The sequence below is a fragment of the Halomonas sp. LS-001 genome, from assembly GCF_052983955.1.
In genome coordinates, this window is record NZ_CM129816.1 from 2,380,650 (window position 1) to 2,402,758 (window position 22,109).

General features: G+C 55.3%; 20 protein-coding genes and 1 tRNA gene. 11 read left to right on the forward strand and 10 right to left on the reverse strand.

The genetic code is table 11. From position 1 onward, the window contains the following. Positions 1-131: 131 nt before the first annotated feature. Together ACU6TU_RS10805 and ACU6TU_RS10810 are read left to right on the forward strand one after the other, a co-directional pair. Positions 132-1,235, forward strand: a complete 1,104-nt coding sequence (locus ACU6TU_RS10805; protein ID WP_447141425.1) for an efflux RND transporter periplasmic adaptor subunit — start codon at positions 132-134, stop codon at positions 1,233-1,235. After that, positions 1,235-4,351, forward strand: coding sequence for an efflux RND transporter permease subunit (locus tag ACU6TU_RS10810; RefSeq protein WP_447141426.1), 3,117 nt, complete (start codon positions 1,235-1,237; stop codon positions 4,349-4,351). Before ACU6TU_RS10805 ends, ACU6TU_RS10810 begins: the two co-directional genes overlap by 1 nt. An 81-nt stretch (positions 4,352-4,432) precedes the next feature. On the opposite strand, the gene ACU6TU_RS10815 is transcribed toward ACU6TU_RS10810, so the two are convergent. Continuing rightward, the gene (locus ACU6TU_RS10815; RefSeq protein WP_447141427.1) at positions 4,433-4,858 is read right to left on the reverse strand and encodes a DUF3617 domain-containing protein; all 426 of its coding nucleotides are present in this window, start codon (positions 4,856-4,858) and stop codon (positions 4,433-4,435) included. A gap of 128 nt (positions 4,859-4,986) precedes the next feature. On the opposite strand from ACU6TU_RS10815, the gene ACU6TU_RS10820 reads away from it, so the two are divergent. Then, entirely contained in the window at positions 4,987-5,196 is a 210-nt protein-coding gene (locus ACU6TU_RS10820; protein ID WP_447141428.1) for a CPXCG motif-containing cysteine-rich protein, read from the forward strand. Between the two features lie 23 nt (positions 5,197-5,219). Here ACU6TU_RS10820 and ACU6TU_RS10825 read toward each other — a convergent pair whose 3' ends face one another. The 4 genes from ACU6TU_RS10825 to ACU6TU_RS10840 form a co-directional block, all read right to left on the reverse strand. After that, positions 5,220-6,059: an ABC transporter permease subunit gene (locus ACU6TU_RS10825; protein ID WP_447141429.1), complete on the reverse strand. Its 840-nt coding sequence runs from the start codon at positions 6,057-6,059 to the stop codon at positions 5,220-5,222. After that, positions 6,056-6,967 carry an ABC transporter permease subunit gene (locus tag ACU6TU_RS10830; RefSeq protein WP_447141430.1) on the reverse strand — a complete coding sequence of 304 codons (912 nt, stop codon included), beginning with the start codon at positions 6,965-6,967 and terminating at the stop codon, positions 6,056-6,058. Before ACU6TU_RS10830 ends, ACU6TU_RS10825 begins: the two co-directional genes overlap by 4 nt. Before the next feature lie 12 nt (positions 6,968-6,979). Continuing rightward, positions 6,980-8,164, reverse strand: coding sequence for an ABC transporter ATP-binding protein (locus tag ACU6TU_RS10835; protein ID WP_447141431.1), 1,185 nt, complete (start codon positions 8,162-8,164; stop codon positions 6,980-6,982). Positions 8,165-8,271: 107 nt separating this feature from the next. After that, positions 8,272-9,375, reverse strand: a complete 1,104-nt coding sequence (locus tag ACU6TU_RS10840) for a polyamine ABC transporter substrate-binding protein (RefSeq protein WP_447141432.1) — start codon at positions 9,373-9,375, stop codon at positions 8,272-8,274. Positions 9,376-9,746: 371 nt separating this feature from the next. Between ACU6TU_RS10840 and ahpC the strand changes: the two genes are divergently transcribed. Next, entirely contained in the window at positions 9,747-10,310 is a 564-nt protein-coding gene (ahpC, locus tag ACU6TU_RS10845; protein WP_447141433.1) for an alkyl hydroperoxide reductase subunit C, read from the forward strand. 163 nt (positions 10,311-10,473) lie between these two features. Then, a complete protein-coding gene (gene ahpF, locus ACU6TU_RS10850; RefSeq protein ID WP_447141434.1) occupies positions 10,474-12,030 on the forward strand; it encodes an alkyl hydroperoxide reductase subunit F in 1,557 nt (518 codons plus the stop codon). Between the two features lie 81 nt (positions 12,031-12,111). Here ahpF and ACU6TU_RS10855 read toward each other — a convergent pair whose 3' ends face one another. The 5 genes from ACU6TU_RS10855 to hemA are packed head-to-tail and all read right to left on the reverse strand — an operon-like array spanning position 12,112 to position 16,671. Continuing rightward, complete coding sequence (locus ACU6TU_RS10855) at positions 12,112-12,879, reverse strand: HesA/MoeB/ThiF family protein (RefSeq protein WP_447141435.1); 768 nt, start codon at positions 12,877-12,879, stop codon at positions 12,112-12,114. A gap of 4 nt (positions 12,880-12,883) precedes the next feature. Next, positions 12,884-13,384, reverse strand: a complete 501-nt coding sequence (locus ACU6TU_RS10860) for an Lrp/AsnC ligand binding domain-containing protein (protein ID WP_447141436.1) — start codon at positions 13,382-13,384, stop codon at positions 12,884-12,886. 31 nt (positions 13,385-13,415) lie between these two features. After that, complete coding sequence (gene prmC / locus ACU6TU_RS10865; RefSeq protein WP_447141437.1) at positions 13,416-14,276, reverse strand: peptide chain release factor N(5)-glutamine methyltransferase; 861 nt, start codon at positions 14,274-14,276, stop codon at positions 13,416-13,418. Beyond that, positions 14,273-15,364, reverse strand: coding sequence for a peptide chain release factor 1 (gene prfA / locus ACU6TU_RS10870; protein ID WP_447141438.1), 1,092 nt, complete (start codon positions 15,362-15,364; stop codon positions 14,273-14,275). The genes prmC and prfA overlap by 4 nt, the downstream gene beginning before the upstream one ends. Beyond that, positions 15,361-16,671, reverse strand: coding sequence for a glutamyl-tRNA reductase (gene hemA, locus ACU6TU_RS10875; RefSeq protein ID WP_447141439.1), 1,311 nt, complete (start codon positions 16,669-16,671; stop codon positions 15,361-15,363). The genes prfA and hemA overlap by 4 nt, the downstream gene beginning before the upstream one ends. A 162-nt stretch (positions 16,672-16,833) precedes the next feature. Between hemA and ACU6TU_RS10880 the strand changes: the two genes are divergently transcribed. The 6 genes from ACU6TU_RS10880 (at position 16,834) to ACU6TU_RS10905 (ending at position 22,099) form a co-directional block, all read left to right on the forward strand. Beyond that, positions 16,834-18,597 carry a tetratricopeptide repeat protein gene (locus ACU6TU_RS10880; RefSeq protein ID WP_447141440.1) on the forward strand — a complete coding sequence of 588 codons (1,764 nt, stop codon included), beginning with the start codon at positions 16,834-16,836 and terminating at the stop codon, positions 18,595-18,597. 38 nt (positions 18,598-18,635) lie between these two features. Then, positions 18,636-19,277: a lipoprotein insertase outer membrane protein LolB gene (gene lolB / locus ACU6TU_RS10885; RefSeq protein WP_447141441.1), complete on the forward strand. Its 642-nt coding sequence runs from the start codon at positions 18,636-18,638 to the stop codon at positions 19,275-19,277. A gap of 14 nt (positions 19,278-19,291) precedes the next feature. Continuing rightward, entirely contained in the window at positions 19,292-20,179 is an 888-nt protein-coding gene (gene ispE / locus ACU6TU_RS10890; protein ID WP_447141442.1) for a 4-(cytidine 5'-diphospho)-2-C-methyl-D-erythritol kinase, read from the forward strand. Between the two features lie 79 nt (positions 20,180-20,258). Then, positions 20,259-20,333: transfer RNA gene (locus tag ACU6TU_RS10895), tRNA-Gln, on the forward strand. A gap of 58 nt (positions 20,334-20,391) precedes the next feature. After that, positions 20,392-21,333, forward strand: a complete 942-nt coding sequence (locus tag ACU6TU_RS10900) for a ribose-phosphate pyrophosphokinase (protein WP_198518396.1) — start codon at positions 20,392-20,394, stop codon at positions 21,331-21,333. A 109-nt stretch (positions 21,334-21,442) separates the two neighbouring features. After that, positions 21,443-22,099 carry a 50S ribosomal protein L25/general stress protein Ctc gene (locus tag ACU6TU_RS10905; RefSeq protein WP_447141443.1) on the forward strand — a complete coding sequence of 219 codons (657 nt, stop codon included), beginning with the start codon at positions 21,443-21,445 and terminating at the stop codon, positions 22,097-22,099. Positions 22,100-22,109: the final 10 nt, after the last annotated feature.

Consider the following 22,109-nt stretch of genomic DNA (forward strand, 5'->3'; position numbering starts at 1 on the left):
TTTTATAGTATAACTTACGTATATGTATAAATACTGATCCCGGCCTTAACGGACGGGTATTTTAGACTGACATTTAAGAAAACCCTTTATAATCCGTTGCCATTATCCATTCCCAAGGCGCTCTGACCTTTATGATTCGCTATCGATGCCACTTTCTGCGGCGACAGCCACGTTTTTTGTCTTCCTTGGCACTGCTTTGCATGGCGGTCATCATCAGCCACTCTGCGTGGGCACAATCACCTCCTCCCGTCATTGCAGCAAAAGTGGCCCTGACGTCCTGGTCCGACCCAATAAAAGCGCTCGGCACTCTGGATGCAGATGAAAGCATTACACTGTCTGCCACAGTGACCGACACCATCACGCAGATTAATTTCCGCGATGGAGAACTGGTGGAAGCCGGACAATTGCTGGTTCAGCTCAATGATACCGAAGAACAGGCGCAACTTAGAGCCGCCCGAGCCTTGCAGGACGAACGTCGCAACGCGCTCAACCGCGTCACCCAACTTCAGGAGCGCAACCTCTCGGCGCGTGCCGATGTTGAAGATAATCAGGCCCGCCTGCGTCAAGCCAGCGCCGAGGCCGATGCCCTGGAAGCCCGCTTGACCAACTACCGGCTGACAGCGCCATTCAGCGGACGCATGGGCTTTCGCAACATCAGCTTGGGGGCACTGGTGACACCAGGCATGTCATTGGTGACGCTGGATAAGCTGGATATCATGCAGCTCGACTTCAACCTTCCTGAGGTCTACCTTGGCCAGCTTGAGTCAGGGTTGTCACTGACGGCAACCAGCGCCGCCTACCCACAGGATGTGTTCGAGGGAGAAGTTGCCACCGTCGGCACTCGGGTCGACCCGGTTTCTCGCAGTGTTACGGTTCGTGCCGTGGTCGACAATCCCTCGCTAAACCTTCGCCCCGGCATGCTGATGCAAGTCACCCTCGCTCCCACTGCCCGTTCGGCAATGGTCGTTCCTGAGTCAGCTATTGTGCCAGAAGGCCAGAATCACTTTGTCTGGAAGCTGGATGAGCAAGATGCCAATCGGGTCAGTTGGCAGGAAGTCGAATTAGGATCACGCCGTGAAGGGGAAGTTGAGATTATCAGTGGTCTAGAAGAGGGTGACTTGGTGGTGGCGCATGGTACGGAGCGCGTTCGCGAAGGCCAGCAGCCAGATCTTCTGGGCATTATTGATGACACCACTAGCATTGCCGAGCTGCTCCGCCGCGAGGAGCCACGTTAATGCGACTTTCAGACATTTCTGTCCAAAGGCCCGTGCTGGCAACCGTATTAGCCGCCCTGATCGTGGCGTTCGGCTTACTGGCTCTGCAACGCCTGCCATTGCAGGAATATCCGTCCATCGACCCTCCCGTCGTCGGCATAGATACCCGCTATCCCGGTGCCTCTGCCAGCATTGTTGAAACCCGCATCACCCAGTTGATTGAAGACCGCATTTCGGGCGTCGAAGGCATCGAAGTGATTTCATCAAGTAGCGAGGATGGTCGTTCAAGCATCAATGTTGAATTCAGCCTTGATATGGATATTGATGCCGCCGCCAACGACATTCGCGACCGGATTTCCGGCTCCCTCGATAACTTGCCGGATGAGGCCGACCCACCGGAGGTACAGAAAGCGGACTCAAGCTCTGATGTGGTGTTATGGCTGAGTCTGTCCGGCGAAAACTACAGCATGGCTGAACTCACTGATTACGCTGACCGTTACCTGGTTGACCAGCTTTCTGTACTGCCCGGCGTGTCACAGGTACGTGTGGGGGGTGGCCGTGAATATGCCATGCGCGTGTGGCTGGATGCCGACGCCCTGGCGGCCCGTCAACTGACAGCAGGCGATGTGGAACAGGCCCTGCGTGCAGAGAACGTTGAGCTGCCTGGCGGTGCTATCGAGTCTGAAGAACGCCAGTTCATCGTGCGTTTGCCGCGTAATTTCAACACCCCGCAAGACTTCCGCTCCCTGGTGCTGGCGGAAAGTGATAACGGCTACCTGATTCGTCTTGACGATGTGGCTCGGGTCGAGATCGGTTCTGTGGAAGAGCGCACCATCTTTCGCGGCAATGGCATTCCCCTGGTCGGGCTTGGCCTGATGAAACAGTCAACGGCCAACGTACTGGAGATTTCCCAGGGGGCTCAGGATGCCATGACCCGGATTCAGGCAACGTTACCGGATGACATGTCGCTCAGCATGAATTTCGATGCCTCCGTCTTTGTCTCCGGCGCCATCAAGGAAGTCATCATCACTCTGTTTGTGTCCATGGGGCTGGTGGTTCTGGTCATTTTCGCTTTCCTTGGCAATATCCGCACCACGTTCATTCCGGCGGTGACGGTTCCCATTGCCTTGATAGGCACCTTTGCCGCACTGGCGATCATGGGCTTTACCATTAACCTTCTAACCCTCCTTGCCCTGGTATTGGCGATCGGGCTGATTGTCGATGATGCCATTGTGGTGCTGGAAAACATTCACCGACGCATGCAGGAATATGGCGAAACACCGCTGGTGGCCGCTTATCGCGGTTCGCGTCAGATAGCGTTTGCGGTCATCGCCACTACCCTGGTGCTCATTGCCGTCTTTGTTCCACTGAGCTTTCTTCAGGGCGATATTGGCCGTCTGTTCTCGGAATTTGCGCTGACGCTGGCCGCTGCCGTGGCATTATCCAGCCTTCTAGCCCTCACTTTGACCCCGATGATGGCCTCGAAGATTCTCACTGCCAATATGCATGACGGTATGATCGCCCGTGGCGTTCAGGCATTACTGGATTTTTCACGACAGCTTTACCGACGCCTGTTAACCGGTGTGTTAGCGCTACGCTGGCTAGTCGTTGTCGCCTTTTTCGCCCTGATCGGCGCTATGCTGTGGCTCAACGAGCAGCTTCCCAATGAGTACACGCCTCAGGAAGACCGTGGCAATTTCTTCGTGCTCGTTAATGGCCCGCCCGGGGCCACCTACGCCTACATGCTCGACTACATGAATGAAATTGAAGCCCGCATGCTGCCCATGGTGGATGAAGGTGAAGTCGAGCGCGTGCTGGTACGGGCACCTCGGGGCTGGGGCAATATCGAAAACTTTAACGGTGGTTTTGTCATCGTTAATCTGGCGGATTGGGGCGAACGCCGCAGCGCTTGGCCTATCATGCAGGAGGTCCGTCAGTCGCTGGCAGACTTACCGGGAGTGCGCGCTTTCCCCGTCATGCGTCAGGGCTTTGGCTCAAACGCAGAGAAACCCGTTCAGTTTGTGCTGGGTGGCGGCACCTACGAACAGCTGGCCGAGTGGCGTGACACCCTGATTGCGCATATTGAATCCGATAATCCGCGTTTAACCGGACTGGAAAGCGATTTTGAAGAAAACCAGCCTCAATTAAGAGTGGATATCGACTACACCCGCGCAGCTGCCCTCGGTGTCACCGTTACCGAAATTGGCCGCACTCTGGAAACTCTTCTGGGTGGGCGTAGCGTCACCCGTTATGTGGACAGAGGTCAGGAGTATAACGTTATTCTCGAAGCCGCAAGCGGTGCCAACCCGAGTCCGCGCTCGCTGGAAAATATTCAGGTGCGCTCGGCCCGTTCCGGCGAGCTGATTCCCCTCGCCAGTCTGGTGAGCATGACGGACTTTGCCGGCCCCAGTAACCTCAACCGCTATAACCGCTTGCGGGCAGTAACGATTGAGGCTGATCTGGCCGCAGGCTATCCATTAGGCGAAGCATTGGAATACCTCAACAACGCCGTTGCCGAGGTGCTCCCCGCCGAAGCGCAGACCGATGTGAAAGGCGCCTCACGGGATTATCAGGAAGCCAGTGGTGCCACAACCTTCCTGTTGGTATTAGGCGTGCTGGTCGTCTTTCTGGTACTGGCCGGGCAGTTTGAAAGTTTTGTCCATCCCTTTGTCATCATGCTGACCGTTCCCCTGGCAATCAGTGGTGCGCTGTTTGCTTTGTACGTCACCGGGCAGTCACTGAATATTTATAGTCAGGTGGGTCTGGTCATGCTGATCGGGCTTGCCGCCAAAAACGGTATTCTGATTGTGGAGTTCACCAACCAGCTTCGCGACCAGGGCTTTGCTTTCCGGGAAGCGCTGATCGAAGCCTCGACCACTCGCCTACGCCCGATTCTCATGACGGCGGTAACCACCATGGCAGGCGCTATTCCGCTGATTATTTCAACAGGACCCGGCGCGGAATCACGCCTGGTCATTGGCACCGTCATCATGGCAGGCGTGGGTGCTGCCACCGTGTTTACGCTGTTTGTTGTACCGGTTGCCTATGATCTGCTGGCACGCCGCACTGGTTCACCCAATGCCGTCAGCCATCAACTGGAACGTGAACTGGAAACATCAGCACCTGACAACCATTAAGGCCTGTTGATCTTCTGTCCGTAAAAAAACCGCCCTGTCAGCTACAAGCAGCCAACAGGGCGGTTTTTTTGTATGGCAGCGTTAGCAATCGCCCAGATGCTCGCCTTCAATACGCGTGCTCATGGTCATTGCGCCCATCGGCGATTCCGTGACAATTTCAATGTCACCTTCGATACGCTCGCCCATAAAGCGCATTTCACCATCAATGCTGGCTTCACCTTCGTCGGCACGACAGACCATGCTGTAAGAAAGCCCGTCAACATCCATGGACTGATCCAAAAGCTCGCAGCCTTCTTCTTCAGCGATAAATCCGAAGTCTGCGCTGTCCAGCTCTTCCTGGCTAATGCACTGGCGTTCGGTATCTGTCTGATCCGGAATATCCACATCCGCCTGGATCTGGGTAACGCTGGTAAACTCCCATTGCCCCGGCATCACGTTAGGGGATTGTGCCTGGGCAGCAAAGGGAAGCGACAGGGCCGCAGCGGCCATCAAAAAACGAAAAGACATGCTATCCTCACTCTATTAAACAATGTTCAATCATTATCCTAACCCATTCAATGGCCAGATGCGCGCCTCTGCACAGTGTTTCCCGACGCCGAACGCTGCCCGCTCTGTCTGATATAAGGAGACCAGCAATGAATGATGATGCCTTGATCCCTTATGAGATCGACTGCCCCTACTGCGCAACACCGATGACCCTGCTGGTTGATGCGTCTCAGGGCAGCCATACCACCTGGGAAGACTGCCAACGCTGCTGCGCCCCGATTCAACTGGAGATCAGTGTTTCCCTGATCACTGGCGAGCTCGAACAGGTGCGCGTAGGTCGCGATGACGATGTGCTCTAGGCACTCAACCAGCCTTCCCGTTATTAACCCTCAGCACGCTGCAGCGCCAGCCGACGCTTTTTTTCCTTACGGTGCATCAAGAACCAGGCAATCAGCGTGGCTAACGAGACCACCAGAATAATCAGGGTAGCCAGCGCATTGATCTTCGGTGAAACCCCCATGCGTACCGAAGAAAACACCACCATGGGCAAGGTGTTTGCCCCCGGGCCAGACACGAAGCTGGCAATCACCAGATCATCCAGCGACAGGGTAAACGCCAACAGCCAGCCAGCCGCCAGTGCCGGTGAAATAACGGGCAAAGTCACCGTGAAAAAGGTTTTCATCGGCGGCGAGCCCAGATCCATGGCAGCTTCTTCAATGGAACGGTCGATTTCCCGCAAACGGGCAGCCACCACAATGGCAACATAGGCACTGCAGAAGGTCGTGTGAGCGATCCAGATTGTCGCCATACCCCGGTCCGCGGGCCAGCCGATCAATTGTGCCATCTGCACAAACAGCAGCAACAGCGAAAGCCCCGTAATCACTTCAGGCATAACCAGCGGCGCCGTCACCATACTGGATAACGCTGTTTTTCCGCGAAATTTGCCAAAGCGGGTCATCACAAAGGCGGCAATCGTCCCCAGGCACACGGCCATACTGGCGGCCAGGAAGGCAACCCGCAGACTGGTCCACACCGCTGAGAGAATCTGTTCATCGGCAAATAGCTCGCCATACCATTTGGGCGAAAACCCCGCCCATACCGTCACCAGCTGGGATTCGTTAAACGAATACACCACCAGCACCAGCATGGGCAGGTAGAGAAATATCAGGCCGATCACCAGCATGACGGTAGTAAAGGTCGGCCGATGTTGCCAAAGCTTCATTGTTCCAGCTCCCGCGACTGATAACGGTGAAAGAACACAATCGGTATCAGCAGTAACAGCAACATGATCATTGCCAGCGCTGAGGCAACCGGCCAATCACGGTTAAGGAAGAATTCTTCCCACAGCACCTTACCAATCATCAGCGAATCCGGCCCACCAAGCAGCTCAGGAATGACAAACTCTCCGACAGCAGGAATAAACACCAGCATTGAACCGGCAATGATGCCCCCGGTGGAAAGCGGCAAAGTAATCTTGATGAAGGTATTTATCTGCCGCGACCCCAGGTCGGAAGCGGCTTCCAGCAAGGCATTATCCAACCGCGAAAGATGGGCATATAGCGGCAGCACCATAAACGGCAGATAGGCATAGACAATGCCGATGATCACCGCAAACTGGGTATTCATCATCTGTAATGGCGTCTCGATCACGCCCATCCATAGCAGGGTATTATTAATCAAGCCACTGTTGCTCAGGATTCCCATCCAGGCATAAACCCGGATCAGAAACGACGTCCACGATGGCAGCATCACCAGCAGCAACAGAATCAATTGCCAGCGTGACGGCGCCCGCGCCATGGCATAGGCCATGGGATACCCAAGCAGCAGACAGACAACAGTGGCAACAAAGGCCGTCTTGATTGACCCCCAATAGGCCGCGGCATAAAGCGAGTCACTGAACAGAAACAGATAGTTGCCCAGGTTCAGAAAGACATTTAACGTCTGATCCGCATATTCAACCAGTGGCCCATAGGGCGGTATGCTGATCGCTGCCTCAGAGAGGCTGATTTTCAGCACCAGCGCAAAAGGCATCAGAAAGAACAGGGTCAACCACAGAAGCGGCAGCGCGATAACGGCTCTGCGCCCCAGCTTCCATTGCTTCAGCCAGGCTTTGGCCTTGATAGGCAACATGATGATGGCCTCCTAGCGATTCAGCACGATGGCGCTATGATCCTGCCAATAGACGTATACCGAGTCTTCCCAGGTGGGACGGTCACCGCGCCGCTCGGTATTCGCCATACTCACCTTGATCAGCTGGCCACGAGAAGTACGGATGTAATAAAGCGAAAAGCCCCCCAGATAGGCAATATCTTCGACCTTGCCCTGCTCCCAGTTGTAATCGCCTTCGGGTTGTTGGCGGGTCAGCCAGATTTTCTCGGGACGTAACGCCGCCCATACCCGGCGACTGTCAGCCTGAGTGGTAATGCCATGATCAATATAGAGGGGGCGTTCCAGATCAGGTGACACGATGTAGCAGTGATCTGCCGCATCTTTGGTAATTTCGCCTTCAAACATGTTCACGGTGCCAACAAATTCCGCCACCATACGACTGGCCGGGCTTTCATAGATGTCTACCGGTGACCCTACCTGCTCGATCCAGCCATCGCTCATGATAGCCACACGGTCCGCCATGGTCATGGCTTCTTCCTGGTCATGCGTCACCATGATGCAGGTAACGCCTACCTGCTCGATAATTTCGACCACTTCCAGCTGCATCTCGGTACGCAGCTTTTTATCCAGCGCGCCCATGGGTTCATCAAGCAACAGAAGTTTCGGCCGTTTGGCCAATGAGCGGGCCAACGCCACCCGCTGACGCTGGCCACCGGAAAGTTGATGGGGCTTGCGCTTGGCCAGGCGGTGCATATGCACCAGTTTAAGCATGTGGGTAACGCGGGCTTCGATTTCTTCCTTGGGTAGACGGTCCTGCTTCAGACCAAAGGCAATATTCTGTGCCACCGTCAGATGGGGAAACAGTGCATAGGACTGAAACATCATATTGATCGGGCGTTTATGCGGCGGCATCTGCGTAATATTGGTGCCATCCAGCACGATTCGCCCTTCACTGGGCGTCTCAAACCCTGCCAACATTCGCAGCAGCGTCGATTTTCCCGAACCGGACCCGCCGAGCAGCGCAAAAATCTCTCCACGCTTTACCTGCAGGTTGACGTCATCTACCGCCACCGCATCGTCAAAACGCTTGGTCAGGCGCTTAACTTCCAGCACGATATCCTCGCGAAAACGCGGAGCCTTACCGGGCGCACGCGCGGTGCTATCACTTGAAGTTTTCGGCAATCCAGCAGCTTCATCTGGCAAGGGTGTTGTAACCATGCCTTCCCCCATCACGATATCTGCGACGTAACGCAGACACTACCCAAGGTAACAAACAAGAAAAGCGGGCTGATTAGCAGCCCGCTGGAAGTAACACAACAACAGAATCAGCGCCCGGATTTAACCCGGTTCCAGATACGGGTGCGGGTGCGTTGAACGTCCTGCGGTTTTGCTGCCACCACATAAACGTTTTCCATCACCTCATCGCTTGGGTAAATCGCCCGGTCGTTAAGAATTTCATCGGATAAAAATTCATCTGCCGCCGCGTTGGGGTTGGCGTAACGGACATATTCCGTAATCTCGGCGGCAATTTCCGGTTCGAGAATAAAATTGATAAAGGCGTGCGCATTATCCGGGTTTGGCGCATCGGCCGGCACGCCCATCATGTCGAACCACAGCTCGGCGCCTTCTTTCGGAATGGTGTAGGCAATCGTGAAATCATGGCCCGCTTCTTCGGCGCGATCTGCTGCCTGGAAAACATCGCCGGAGTAACCTGCCGCCACGCAGATATCGCCATTGGCAAGATCCGTTACATAGCGTGAGGAATGAAAGTAGGTCAGGTCATCGCGTACCGATGCAATCAGATCTCCGGCGGCCTGCAGGTCTTCCGTTGCATTGCTATGCGGATCAAGGCCCAGATACGCCAGGGCTGGCGTCAGCATTTCGGAACCGGAATCCAGCATTGAAAGCCCGCAACCGGCTTCCGCAAGCTGGGAAGTAATTTCCGGGTCAAACAATAATGCCCAACTGTCGAGAGGCGCATCATCACCGAGGATGTCAGTCACACGCTCAACATTGTAGCCAATCCCGTTGGTGCCCCACATGTAAGGCACTGAGTAGCGGCTACCTTCATCGACAACATCCAGACTTTGCAGCAACTGGTTATCGAGATTTTCCAGATTGGGCAGTTTTTCGTGATCAAGTTCCTGGTAAACACCGGCCTTGATCTGACGTGTCAGGTAATAGGTAGAAGGAACCACGACATCATAGCCAGAGCGCCCGGAAAGCAACGCAGCGTCCAGCACTTCATTACTGTCGAACACATCGTAAACAACATCGATGCCAGTCTGATCAGTAAATTTTTCCAGCGTTTCAGGCGCAATATAATCTGACCAGTTATAGACGCGCACTTCATTTGCTTGAGCACTCACAGCCGCTACGGCACAAGAAATAGCCGTAACGGCCACTGAAAGTTTGTGAAGATTCCTCATCTTACGACTCCTTTTTACCATTCGTCATCCAAAAAACAGTTAGTTAACAACTATTTCATACACATCAGTCATACACGACCGTCATAAATTTCTGCCAAGCTTACGGCAAAATGTGAGGCACCGCCTGAGCGATGATGCCAGCCGAGCAAATTTTGCGGTGCAGTGACAACTATCGCAAGTTTATGTGGAAATTTCTTGTATTCACGTCTTCCTGCCCCCACCTGTGAGATAGCCAAACGTTTGCAGAAAGCGTTTATAGCGTTGCACTATCAAGCGGATGGTTTTTTACAATTTTAGCCATTGGTCGTACTTCGCTACTATCGTCACTAGTTTTTCTTACCAACATTCACTCATAAATGGAGATTTTCTGAATGTCTTTGATCAATACTGAAGTAAAACCGTTTAAAGCGACTGCGTACCTGAACGGTGAATTTATCGACGTGAATGAGTCGGATCTCAAGGGCAAGTGGTCGGTATTCTTCTTCTACCCGGCCGATTTTACCTTCGTTTGCCCAACGGAGCTTGGTGACCTGGCGGATAATTACGACGCTTTCAAAAAGCTGGGCGTTGAAATCTATAGTGTCTCAACCGACACCCATTTCACCCACAAAGCCTGGCACGACAGCTCTGAAACGATCAATAAGCTTCAGTACCCAATGGTTGCCGATCCTACGCTGAAGATTTCTCGTAACTTTGAAGTCCTGATCGAAGACGCAGGCCTTGCTGAGCGTGGCACCTTTGTTATCGACCCGGACGGCAAAATCCAGATTGTCGAAATCAATGCGGGCAACATCGGCCGTAACGCTGAAGAGCTTCTGCGCAAGGTTAAAGCCGCTCAGTACGTTCGTGAAAACCCGAACGAAGTCTGCCCGGCCAAGTGGGAAGAAGGCGAAGAAACACTGGCTCCGTCTCTGGACCTCGTCGGCAAAATCTAAACGGCTTATCAGTGCCACAGACTGATGGTTGCCAGACAGGAATCGTTCCAAATGGCGACGCAACACCCGGGCACTGAACCCGGGTGTTTTTTTGTCAGCACCATATTCATCAGAAACATATTTATCAGAACCATATTCGTCAGACTAAGAGGAAGCCACTATCGTGCTGGACGCCAATTTAAAAAATCAGTTGAAAGCTTATCTGGAAAAAGTGACTCAACCGTTCGAGATCGTTGCGTCCCTTGATGACGGTGCCAAGTCACAGGAATTACTTGGCCTGCTGGAAGACATCAGCGGCTTGAGCGAACAGATCACGCTGCATACCAATGGCCAGGATAGCCGCACGCCATCGTTTGCGATTAACCGCCCTGGCGAAGAGACCGGCGTGGTATTTGCCGGTATTCCGATGGGTCACGAGTTCACGTCATTGGTGCTGGCACTCCTCCAGGTCGGCGGCCACCCGCCAAAAACCTCGGATGAGATTCTGGATCAGATCAGGTCGCTCGACGGCGACATGCTGTTCGAGACCTATTACTCACTTTCCTGCCAGAACTGCCCCGATGTCGTTCAGGCGCTTAACCTGTTGGCCATTTTCAATCCGAATATTCGCCACACCGCTATTGATGGCGCCCTGTTTCAGGATGAGGTAGAAGCGCGAGAAGTCATGTCAGTGCCCAGCATTTACCTGAATGGCAAACCCTTTGACCAGGGCCGTATGAGCCTGGAACAGATTCTGGCTAAAGTCGATACAGGGGCAGCTGAACGCGAGGCGAAAAAGCTCAGCGAAAAAGCGGTCTTTGATACGCTGGTGATTGGCGGCGGCCCTGCCGGTGCCTCAGCGGCCATTTACTCTGCCCGTAAAGGCATTAACACCGGCGTTGCCGCAGAACGTTTCGGTGGTCAGGTTGCTGATACCATGGGTATTGAAAACTTCATTTCAATCAGCCATACCGAAGGCCCCAAGCTGGTCAGCGCCCTGGAAGAACACGTTAAGGAATACGACGTTGATGTCATGAACCTTCAGCGCGCCACGACGTTGACCGCGGCTGACATTGAAGGTGACCTGCACGAAATCACCTTCGAATCCGGCGCCAAGCTGAAAAGTAAAACCTTGGTGCTGGCCACCGGCGCACGCTGGCGGGAAATGAACGTACCCGGTGAGCAGGAGTATCGCAACAAAGGCGTGGCCTACTGCCCTCACTGTGATGGCCCCTTGTACAAAGGCAAGCGCGTTGCCGTGATCGGCGGGGGTAACTCTGGCGTTGAAGCGGCCATTGATCTGGCGGGCATTGTCGGTCACGTCACCCTGGTAGAGTTTATGGGTGAAATGCGCGCAGACGCCGTGCTGCAGAAAAAGCTCAAAAGCCTGCCCAACGTCGATATCATTCTCAACGCTCAAACCACCGAAGTCACCGGCGACGGCAAGCGCGTCAACGGACTTATCTATAAAGACCGCAGCAGCGATGAGATCAAAACCATCACGCTGGAAGGTATCTTTGTTCAGATTGGCCTGGTACCCAACACGGAATGGCTGAAAGACTCGCCCATCGAGATGTCACCGCGCGGCGAAATCATCGTTGATGCTCACGGCATGACCTCAGTGCCCGGCGTATTTGCTGCCGGTGATGTGACCACCGTGCCCTACAAACAGATCATCATTGCCATGGGGGAAGGGTCCAAGGCGTCACTGGGTGCCTTTGATTACCTGATTCGTCATTGATTGGCCATTGACGCGTCGTTGAACGGCTCAGCGACGTGAACGTCTGACAGAATGCCCGCTGCCCAGCGGGCATTCTGTCGTTTAAGTACCCTTATCAACGGTTGAGCCGCACACCTGACACTGCGGGTCACGCCGGACCTGAAAGTGCCGCCACTGACCACTTAAGCCGTCAAAGGTGGATAAGCCCTGATGGGTCTGGCCAGCACCGCTGAGAAGTTTGAACGCTTCTATTGCCTGAAAACAGCCAATCAACCCCACTAACGGGGCCATCACGCCGCTTTCCGCGCAGCTCAACGCATCATCACCGCTATCATCGGGAGGATACAGGCAGGCATAGCAGGGGCATTGCGGATGACGCGGATCAAACACCGCTAACTGACCGGAAAAACGAATGGCGGCCCCAGAGACAAGCGGCACGCCCGCTTGTTGAGTGACCGCATTAATGGCATAGCGGCTTGAAAAACGATCCGTACAGTCCAGCACCACATCCGCCGATGCCACCAGCGCCATCAGCGCTTCCCCTTCTACGTGCTCCTCCACCGCTATCACTTCGCAGTCAGGGTTGAGTCCCTGCATGCTGGCTTTTGCCGAGCAGGCTTTATTCTCGCCAATACTTGCCTGCCGGTGGGCGATCTGACGCTGCAGGTTGGACAACTCAACCGTATCGGCATCCGCAATGGTGATTCGCCCCACCCCAGCGGCAGATAAATAAAGCGCTGCGGGAGAGCCGAGCCCACCGGCACCGACAATCAGGACATGCCCGTTACGCAGGCGCTCCTGACCTTCAATATCCACCTCGGGCAACATAATCTGGCGGCTGTAGCGAAGCAGGGACTGATCATCCATCATCGGCTTACTTATCCTCAAATTCCTCGAAATCAGGTATGTGCAGATTAAAACTCTCTTTCACCTCTTCCATCACCACATAACTTTTGGATTCTTTAACGCCGGGCAGCGTCAGCACCACGTCTCCCAGCAGCTGACGGTAAGCGGACATCTCGGGAATACGGCACTTCAGGATGTAGTCAAATTGCCCCGAGACCAGATGGCACTCCTGAATCTGCGGCAGTTTTTCCACTGAACGTCGAAACTCATCAAACACAGCGGGCGACTGGGTTTCCAGACTGATCTCCACAAACACCAACAAATTGGCTTTTAACGCCTGGGGATCAAGCAGCGCCTGATAGCCGCGAATAATGCCTGAGCGCTCCAGGCGTTTCACGCGCTCCAGACAGGGCGTGGTGGAAAGCCCCACTTCGGCGGCAATATCCACATAGGAAATACGCGCGTTATCCTGTAGAGAACGCAGAATTTTAAGATCAATACGGTCAAGCATTCTATTTTTGGGTTTCATGGCAAGATCCAGTCAAAGCATCACGACGATGTCATAAACTCCCAAGCGTAACCCGTTCCTGGCCTGCCAGGTCATGCAGGCTTTCAACGTTCTGATATTCCGCCTCAATAAACGCCTGACGAACCCTGGCCGCTTGGGCAAAACCATGCTCGAGCAGCAGCTGGCCCTCGGGGCGCAAAAATGAACGGGCAGAATGAACCAGATGAGTCAGATCGGCCATTCCCTGCTGGGCAGCGACCAATGCAGAACGTGGTTCAAAGCGGACATCTCCCTGAGCAAGGTGAGGGTCATTTTCCGCAATATAGGGAGGGTTACTGACGATCAGATCAAACGCCCTGTCACCGGCGGCTGAAAAGGTCTGGTTTTGCGCCAGCGCCTCAAACCAGTCGCTCTGCAGGAACGTTACGTTATTGATTTCCAGGCGCTCGGCGTTACGCTGCGCCAGGCTAACCGCTTCCTGGCGAATATCCACACCCACCACCTGCCATCCCGGGCGCTCGCTGGCGAACGCCAACGCAATGGCGCCGGTGCCGGTGCCAAGGTCGAGCAACTGGCCCTTGGAACCAGGCGCCCGCTGAAGGGCCGCTTCAACCAGAGTCTCGGTATCCGGGCGCGGGATCAGCGTGTGGCGGGAGGTCATCAACGCCAACCCCCAGAATTCACGCTCACCCGTCAGGTAGGCTACGGGCATGCCGGAAGCACGCGCTGCCACCAGCGCATCAAAACGTGCCTGCGACCAATGATCGCAGTGACGATCTCCCCAGGTGTAAAGCCAGGTACAGTCTCGGCCAAGGCAGTCTGCCAGCAACACTTCAGCATCCAGCCGCGGGGAACTTGACCCGGCCTGACGTAAACGTTGTGCGGCCTGCACCAGCAATCCATCCAGGGTCATTCGCCACCCTGCAAGGCTGACAGCTGCTCAGCCTGATACTCATGAATCAAGGGTTCAATCACGTCATCCAGCTGCTCACCGCTGACCACTTCATTGAGCTTGTAAAGCGTCAGATTGATGCGGTGATCGGTAATCCGTCCCTGAGGATAGTTATAGGTACGAATACGTTCGCTGCGGTCACCGGAGCCTACCAGAGAACGCCGTTCATCGGCCTGGGTTTGGCGCTGGGCATCTTCCGCGCTCTGCTTGAGTCGCGATGCCAGCAGCGACATGGCCTTGGCCCGGTTTTTGTGCTGGCTACGCTCTTCCTGACATTCCACCACTACACCGCTGGGCAAGTGGGTAATGCGAATCGCCGAATCGGTGGTGTTGACGTGCTGCCCGCCCGCGCCACTCGAGCGGAAGGTGTCTACGCGCAGGTCAGAGGGGTTAATATCAACATCCCCCACGTCGTCAACTTCCGGCATCACCGCAACCGTACAGGCTGAGGTGTGAATACGGCCTTGGGACTCGGTCGCAGGCACCCGCTGAACGCGGTGCGCGCCGGACTCAAATTTCATCCGCGCATAGACACTATCGCCCTTGATGCGTGAAATGATTTCTTTATAACCGCCCATCTCACCATGGCTAGCGCTCACGACTTCTACTTTCCAGCCGCGGTTTTCCGCGTAACGGGAATACATGCGGAACAGGTCGCCAGCAAACAGCGCAGCTTCATCTCCTCCGGTACCCGCCCGAACCTCGAGAAACACCCCACGGCCATCATCAGGGTCTCTGGGTATCAATAGACGTTTAAGATCAATTTCAAGCGAGGCAAGCTTGTCGCGACCTTCATACAGTTCCATCTCGGCAAGCTCACGCATATCAGCGTCGCTGTCGCGCATCAGCTGTTCGGCGGCATCGATATCACCTTCAATATCACGGTAGCGTTGCCAATGGGACACCAGTTCCCCCAGCTCGGCGTACTCGCGGGAGTAATCACGAAAGCATTTCTGATCGTGAATCACATCGGGTTCCGATAGCAGCAGCGAAAGCTCTTCGAAACGTTCAACAAAACTATCCAGTCGTTGGCGCAGCGTCTCTTTCATGCGGGTGAATTATCCTTCTGGCGGCGCTTGGCGGCAGGTGGGGTTTCAAAAGCAGCTTTGGCAGGCAGCAATAAACGTGGCGCAGCATCCAGCAGTGTATGCTCTTCAATCGAGGCGGCATCACGCATGGATTGCGTCGGCTGATGCATGAGGCGGTTGGCCAGCTGGTGAGCCAGGCGCTCAATCACGGCAGTGGGGTCTTCGCCACGGGCCAGACGCTCCAGCGCCTGATCACGAGACAGGTCACGCAAGGCTTCGCCATGCTGACGGTATTCGCGGATCAGATGCCCGCCAAGACGCACGCGTCGCTCATGCTGCCAGCTGCTGACACCATGTTCGATCAGGGATTCCGCCTGATCCGCCGCCACCTGACGATGACGACGGTTTTCTTCGATGACCTCTTCAAGATCATCAACGGTATACAGGAAGACATCCGCCAGTTCGCCGACTTCTGGCTCGATATCACGCGGTACCGCAATATCCACCATAAAGACAGGACGATGGCGGCGTTTTTTCAGTGCCCGCTCCATCATCCCCTTGCCGACGATGGGCAAAGGGGCTGCCGTTGACGAGATCACGATATCAGCATGCTCAAGTGCGTCCGGAATTTCTGACAGCGTAATCGCCTCACCGCCCAGGGCGACCGAAATTTTCTCGGCCCGCTCGCGGGTTCGGTTGGCAACGGTTAGCTGGCGAACCCCGGCTTCTGTCAGGTGGCGGGCAACCAGCTCGATGGTTTCACCGGCACCGATCAGCAAGGCGCGTGAACGACTGAAATCGTCAAAGATACGGCTGGCCATACTGACCGCCGCATAAGCAACTGACACCGGATTTTTGCCGATTCCCGTTTCAGTACGTACCTGCTTGGCAACGGCAAAGGTATGCTGAAACAGGCGTTCCAGCTCACCGCCCAGGCCACGGGCCTGGCGAGCCTGCTGATAGGCATCCTTGAGCTGACCCAGAATCTGCGGCTCGCCGAGCACCATGGAGTCAAGCCCCACGGCTACCCGCATCAAATGGCGGGCGGCGTCGCCATCCAGATAGTGATAGGCGCAGCGTGTCAGCTCATCCACATGCAGATTATGGAAGCGACCGAGCCACTTAAGTACGGTTTGCTCGCCCGACATGTCAGTAACGCAGTAAAGTTCAGTGCGATTGCAGGTCGATAGCACCGCCGCTTCACTGATTTGTGGCAGACTACGCAGTTCCTCCAGCGCACACTCAAGCTGCGTCGGCGTAAAAGCGACCTGCTCGCGCACGGCAACCGTGGCGGTACGATGATTAATTCCCAAGGCAAGAAGCGTCATGCGGTAAGCGTCTTCGCTAGTGTGTCGGTCTGGAATGTGAGATGAATGCTTGAATATTGAGACAATTATTCTATCACAATCCACCCTCAACTGGCCCATACCACTTTGCCATCTTCCCTCAAGCCGCTATGCTGGGCATTCGGCCAACGAATCGAGAGATGCATGCCACGCTCAAGCGCTATTCATAACGCCTTAATCCCTGCTATGGCCACGGCATTCATGCTGGGAGGCTGCCAACTGATACCTGGCCAGACAGATCAGCACGTTGCCAGCTTTCTGAATGATGACCCGATGCTTAATGCACCGCCGGTCACCCGAGGTCTTGATGCCAAGGGCCTCAGCCTGCTGCTCAGCGCCGAGCTGTCCGCTCAGCGCGGCGATTATCAGCGTGCCACTCAGAGCTATCTGGACGCCACACAACGCTACCCTGTCGCTGCGCTGGCTGAGCGGGCTACGTTTACCGCGCGATTTGGCAACCAGCCTGAACTGCTGAGAGCAGCGACCCAGCGCTGGCAGGCGCTGGCCCCGGAAACGACGGCACCCAACCGCTTGCTGGCCGCCATCTCCTTGCAGCAGGGCCAATGGCTTGAGAGCCTTGATCAGCGCCTGATCATTACACGTGCCGGTGAACATGCTGACCTGACGGCCCTGGCAGAGTTTGCGATTGCCGAGAATGCCCCATTGGCTGCCCTTGTTGAGCGCCTTAGAACGCATCTAACCACACCGGGTAATGATGAGCTCAGTCATCATACCGATGCTCTGATTGCCACTGCGTTACTGGAAACGTCATTAGGTGAGTTTCAGGCCGCGAAAAGGAATCTTGATGCCGCAGAAGCACAGGGTGCGGATACCCGTGATCTGGGGTTAGCCAGAGCACGCCTGGAAATGGAAACCCAGAACTACGCAAACGCGCGTCTGGCAGCCCGCCGTGGCCTTGAAGACAACCCGGACGATGCGCGCCTTATTCTTTTGCTGGCTCAGTCAGAAATCCGTCTGGGCAATATTAGCGCTGCCCAGAATCAGACAGATCAGCTTCTGGAAAGCCATGCCGGAGGCGATGAGCTGCGACTGGCGCTGGCTCAGCTGTACCTGGAAGAAGGTTATCCCGAGCCTGCCCGGCAACTGCTACTCCCTTTTATTGGCCAACCCCAGGTTCCCGATCTTGCCTATTATCTGCTGGGTGAAATCTCACTGGCGGAGCAGGAAATTGACAACGCCCTTCTCTATTACCGTCAGGTCAGTGAAGGCGATGAATTTATTGCTGCCCGTGCACGTGCCGCCCAAATGCTGATCAATAATGAGCGCTTGATGGATGCACGGGCATTCCTGCGCATCGAGCGCATGCGTTACGATGATTACTACAACAGCCTACTGATGCTGGAAGTTCAATTACTTGATGAAAACAGCCAGTCATCGGAGGCTGATAAACTGTTAGATCGCGAACTCACTCGCACACCAGATGACAGCACCCTGCTTTATCAACGTGCCATGCGCGCCTGGGAGGCAGGCAACCTGGAACAGATGGAAGCCGATCTCAAACGCTTATTGGCCAATGACCCGGACAACGCAAACGCACTTAACGCGCTTGGCTACACCCTGGCTGACGAAAATGTTGCCGGGCGACTTGATGAAGCTCAGCGATTGATTGAACGTGCCCACGAACTGGACAGCAACAACCCTGCCGTTCTGGATAGCCTTGGCTGGGTTTACTATCGTCAGGGCAAACCAGAACGCGCCGTTCGATGGTTACAGCGCGCCTTCGACATCATGCCCGACCAGGAAATCGCGGCGCATCTGGCAGAAGTGCTACACGCCCTCGGTCGCGACCGGGAAGCACGTGAGCTTCTCGACGCCATGATGCAACAGACCGCTGAGCACCCTGCCATTGACGAACTTCTGGAACGGCTTCCTGGTCTGACACCCTGAAGCTAGCCGTTAGCTGCCCCTATCTGAATGGAGTCAACATGCCAATACGCGTCATTACTACCGCTTCACGTCACTTTCAGGCCTCACGTTTTGCCGCCGTGGCACTCGCGCTTGCGCTGCTCACCGGGTGCGCCACCTCGACTCCCGTGGACGACACCAGCCGCCAGCTAGGCCAGTGGAAAGCCCAGCAGAGCCAGCTGGAAGCCATGCAAACCTGGACAATAGCAGGCAAGGCCGGGCTTCGCTCCCCCGAGGAAAATACCAGCGCCAATCTGGATTGGAGCCAATACCCGCATTATTTCCGCCTTCTGGTCAGCGGCCCCTTCGGCGGTGGGCGAACCGTCCTTGAAGGCCGCGAAGGCCGCTTCAGCCTGACCAACAGCGAAGGACGTTTCGAAGCCGAATCCCCCGAAGCATTGATGCAGGAACAGCTTGGTTGGTCGTTACCCGTGGGCGCGCTGCCTTTCTGGGTGAAAGGTCTGCCTGATGACAGCCGCAACTATCAACTGGAAACTGACGAACTCGGCTTCCCCAATCACCTGATGCAGGATGGCTGGACCATTGACTACCGTGACTGGGAGCGCGTCGACTCACTCTGGCTGCCTCGTCGCCTGGTCATGCAGTATGACGAGGTGCGGGTTACCCTGGTCATTAACCAATGGCAACCAGACAGCCAATAAGGTCATCGGTCAGCATGCAAGAAGCATCCTATCCAGCACCCTCTGCCCAGACACATACCCTGCGCCTGCCTGCACCGGCCAAACTTAACCGGCTTTTGAACATTGTCGGGCAGCGCGCAGATGGCTATCACGAGTTGCAGACCCTGTTTCAGCTGATCGACCTATGTGACACGCTGACTTTCAGCTTAAGACAAGATGGCCACATTGCGCTGCACGATGATCTTGCGGATATTGCCAGCGAAGATAATCTGGTGATGCGCGCGGCACGTCTTCTGCAAAAGGCAACGGGTTGCCAAGCCGGTGTCACGCTGGCAATCGAAGAAAAAATATTACCCATGGGCGGAGGACTGGGCGGCGGCAGCTCAAATGCCGCCACGACCCTTGTTGGCCTCAACCACCTGTGGCAGTTGGGGCTTTCCACCCAACACCTGGCAGCGCTTGGCTTGCAACTGGGCGCCGATGTGCCGGTCTTCGTTCACGGCACCAGCGCCTGGGCTGAAGGTGTCGGTGAACAGCTGACACCTGTTACGCTGGATACCCCCTGGTTTGTGGTGATTCACCCCGGCGTCAGTGTCTCAACGCCAGCGGTCTTCCAGGATCCGCAATTGACACGCAACACGCCGCCTATTACCATGGCGCGCGCACTGCAGGGGGGAGTGTCGTCTTGGCGTAATGACTGCGAAGCAGTCGTTGCTCGGCGTTATCCGCCTATCGCGGAAGTCATTGATTGGTTGAATGGCTTTGCGAAGGCGCATCTGACCGGAACAGGGGCTTGTGTGTTTGCCGAATTTGCAACACAGGCCGCCGCTGACCACGTTGCTCATCAGGCCCAACAATATTGGCCGACATGGGTAGCGAAAGGACTAAACCGCTCGCCTCTGCATAATGCTCTGGGTGACTGAACGCACCCCTTGCTGGATCCGACAAGTATCCTGAGTATCGGCCCTTGATAAAGCAGGACCGGTTTCTGAGCTTTATTGCTGGGGTATCGCCAAGTGGTAAGGCACCGGTTTTTGGTATCGGCATTCCCAGGTTCGAATCCTGGTACCCCAGCCAATTCAGCATTAAACTGCGTTCTCTCCCACGAATCCCAACACTGCAAAGGTGGCTGCGCGTGTCAAAATTGATGGTTTTCGCCGGGAACGCCAATCCCGAGCTTGCTCGTAAGGTTGCTGACAGCCTTGATAGTCGTATGGGCAATGCGACAGTAGGTCAGTTCAGCGACGGTGAAATCGCGGTTGAAATCAACGAAAACGTGCGCGGTAAGGATGTCTTTATCCTGCAGTCTACCTGTGCACCGACCAACGACAACCTGATGGAAATGATCCTGATGGTTGACGCTCTTCGACGTGCCTCGGCAACGCGAATCACAGCGGTCATGCCTTACTTTGGTTACGCCCGCCAGGATCGTCGCGTACGCTCTGCGCGGGTCCCCATTTCAGCCAAAGTGGTTGCCGATATGATGGTCAAGGCCGGTGTTGACCGGGTTATGACCATGGATCTGCATGCCGACCAGATTCAAGGCTTCTTTGACGTGCCGGTTGACAACGTCTACGGCTCACCGATCCTGCTTGACGATATTGAACGCCAGAATTACAGCGATCTCGTCGTCGTCTCACCGGATGTCGGCGGCGTTGTACGTGCCCGTGCCATCGCAAAGCAGCTGAATGCAGACCTGGCCATTATCGATAAACGCCGGCCACAGGCCAATCAGGCCCAGGTCATGCACATCATTGGCGAAATTGAAGGCCGCACCTGTGTCGTCGTTGACGACATGATTGATACAGCGGGAACGCTGTGCAAAGCCGGTGAGGCCCTTAAAGATCACGGTGCCAAGCGCGTGGTCGCCTACGCGACTCACCCCATTCTTTCCGGTCCCGCTGTCGATAATATCGTCAGCTCAGTGCTGGATGAAGTGGTAGTGACCGACACTATTCCTCTTTCAGACACCGCACGCCGCAGCGGACGCATCCGCCAGCTCAGCGTTGCCGGTCTGATTGCAGAAGCCATTCGTCGGGTGAGTAACGAAGAATCTGTCAGCGCCATGTTCCACTGAGGTGGCCATCAGCGTCTGACATACACGGCTCCACTCCGGAGCTCTTGGGAGCGTCGTCGTCTGGTCGCGGTCGGCGGCGTTTCCTTACTTTAACCAAGAGGCAATTAACATGTCCGATTTTACCCTTAAAGCCGATATTCGCCATGACCTGGGGAAAGGTGCGAGCCGCCGCCTGCGTCGTGCGAATCAGCAAGTGCCTGCCGTTGTATACGGTGGCACACAAGAGCCGCAGTCGATTTCCGTTGAAAAAACGGCCTTCTACAAGGCCATCGAAGACGAGTCTTTCTTCTCCTCGGTTATTACGCTGGATATCGAAGGCAAGAAGCAGCAGGTGGTGGTGCGTGATCTGCAGCGTCACCCGTTCAAGCCATTGCTGACTCACGCTGACTTCCTGCGTGTTGATGCGACTCACGAAATCACCATGAACGTGCCGCTGCACGTGACCGGTGAAGATGTCTGTGTCGGCATCAAGGACCAGGACGGCGAACTGCACGTTCTCGCCAACGAAGTGGCGATCAGCTGCTTGCCGAAAGACCTGCCCGATTACCTGGAAATTGATATTTCCGCGGCAGAAGTGGGCACAACGCTTCACCTGTCTGACCTTAAACTGCCGGCGGGTGTTACATCGGTTGATCTGTCTCACGGCGAAGATCACGACAACGCCATCCTCAGCGTTTCCAAGATGAAAGTCCGTGGTAGCGATGAAGACGAAGACGAAGCTGCCGATAGCGAAGATGAAAACGCTGAAGGTGATAGCGCTGAGTAAGCGCTTGCCT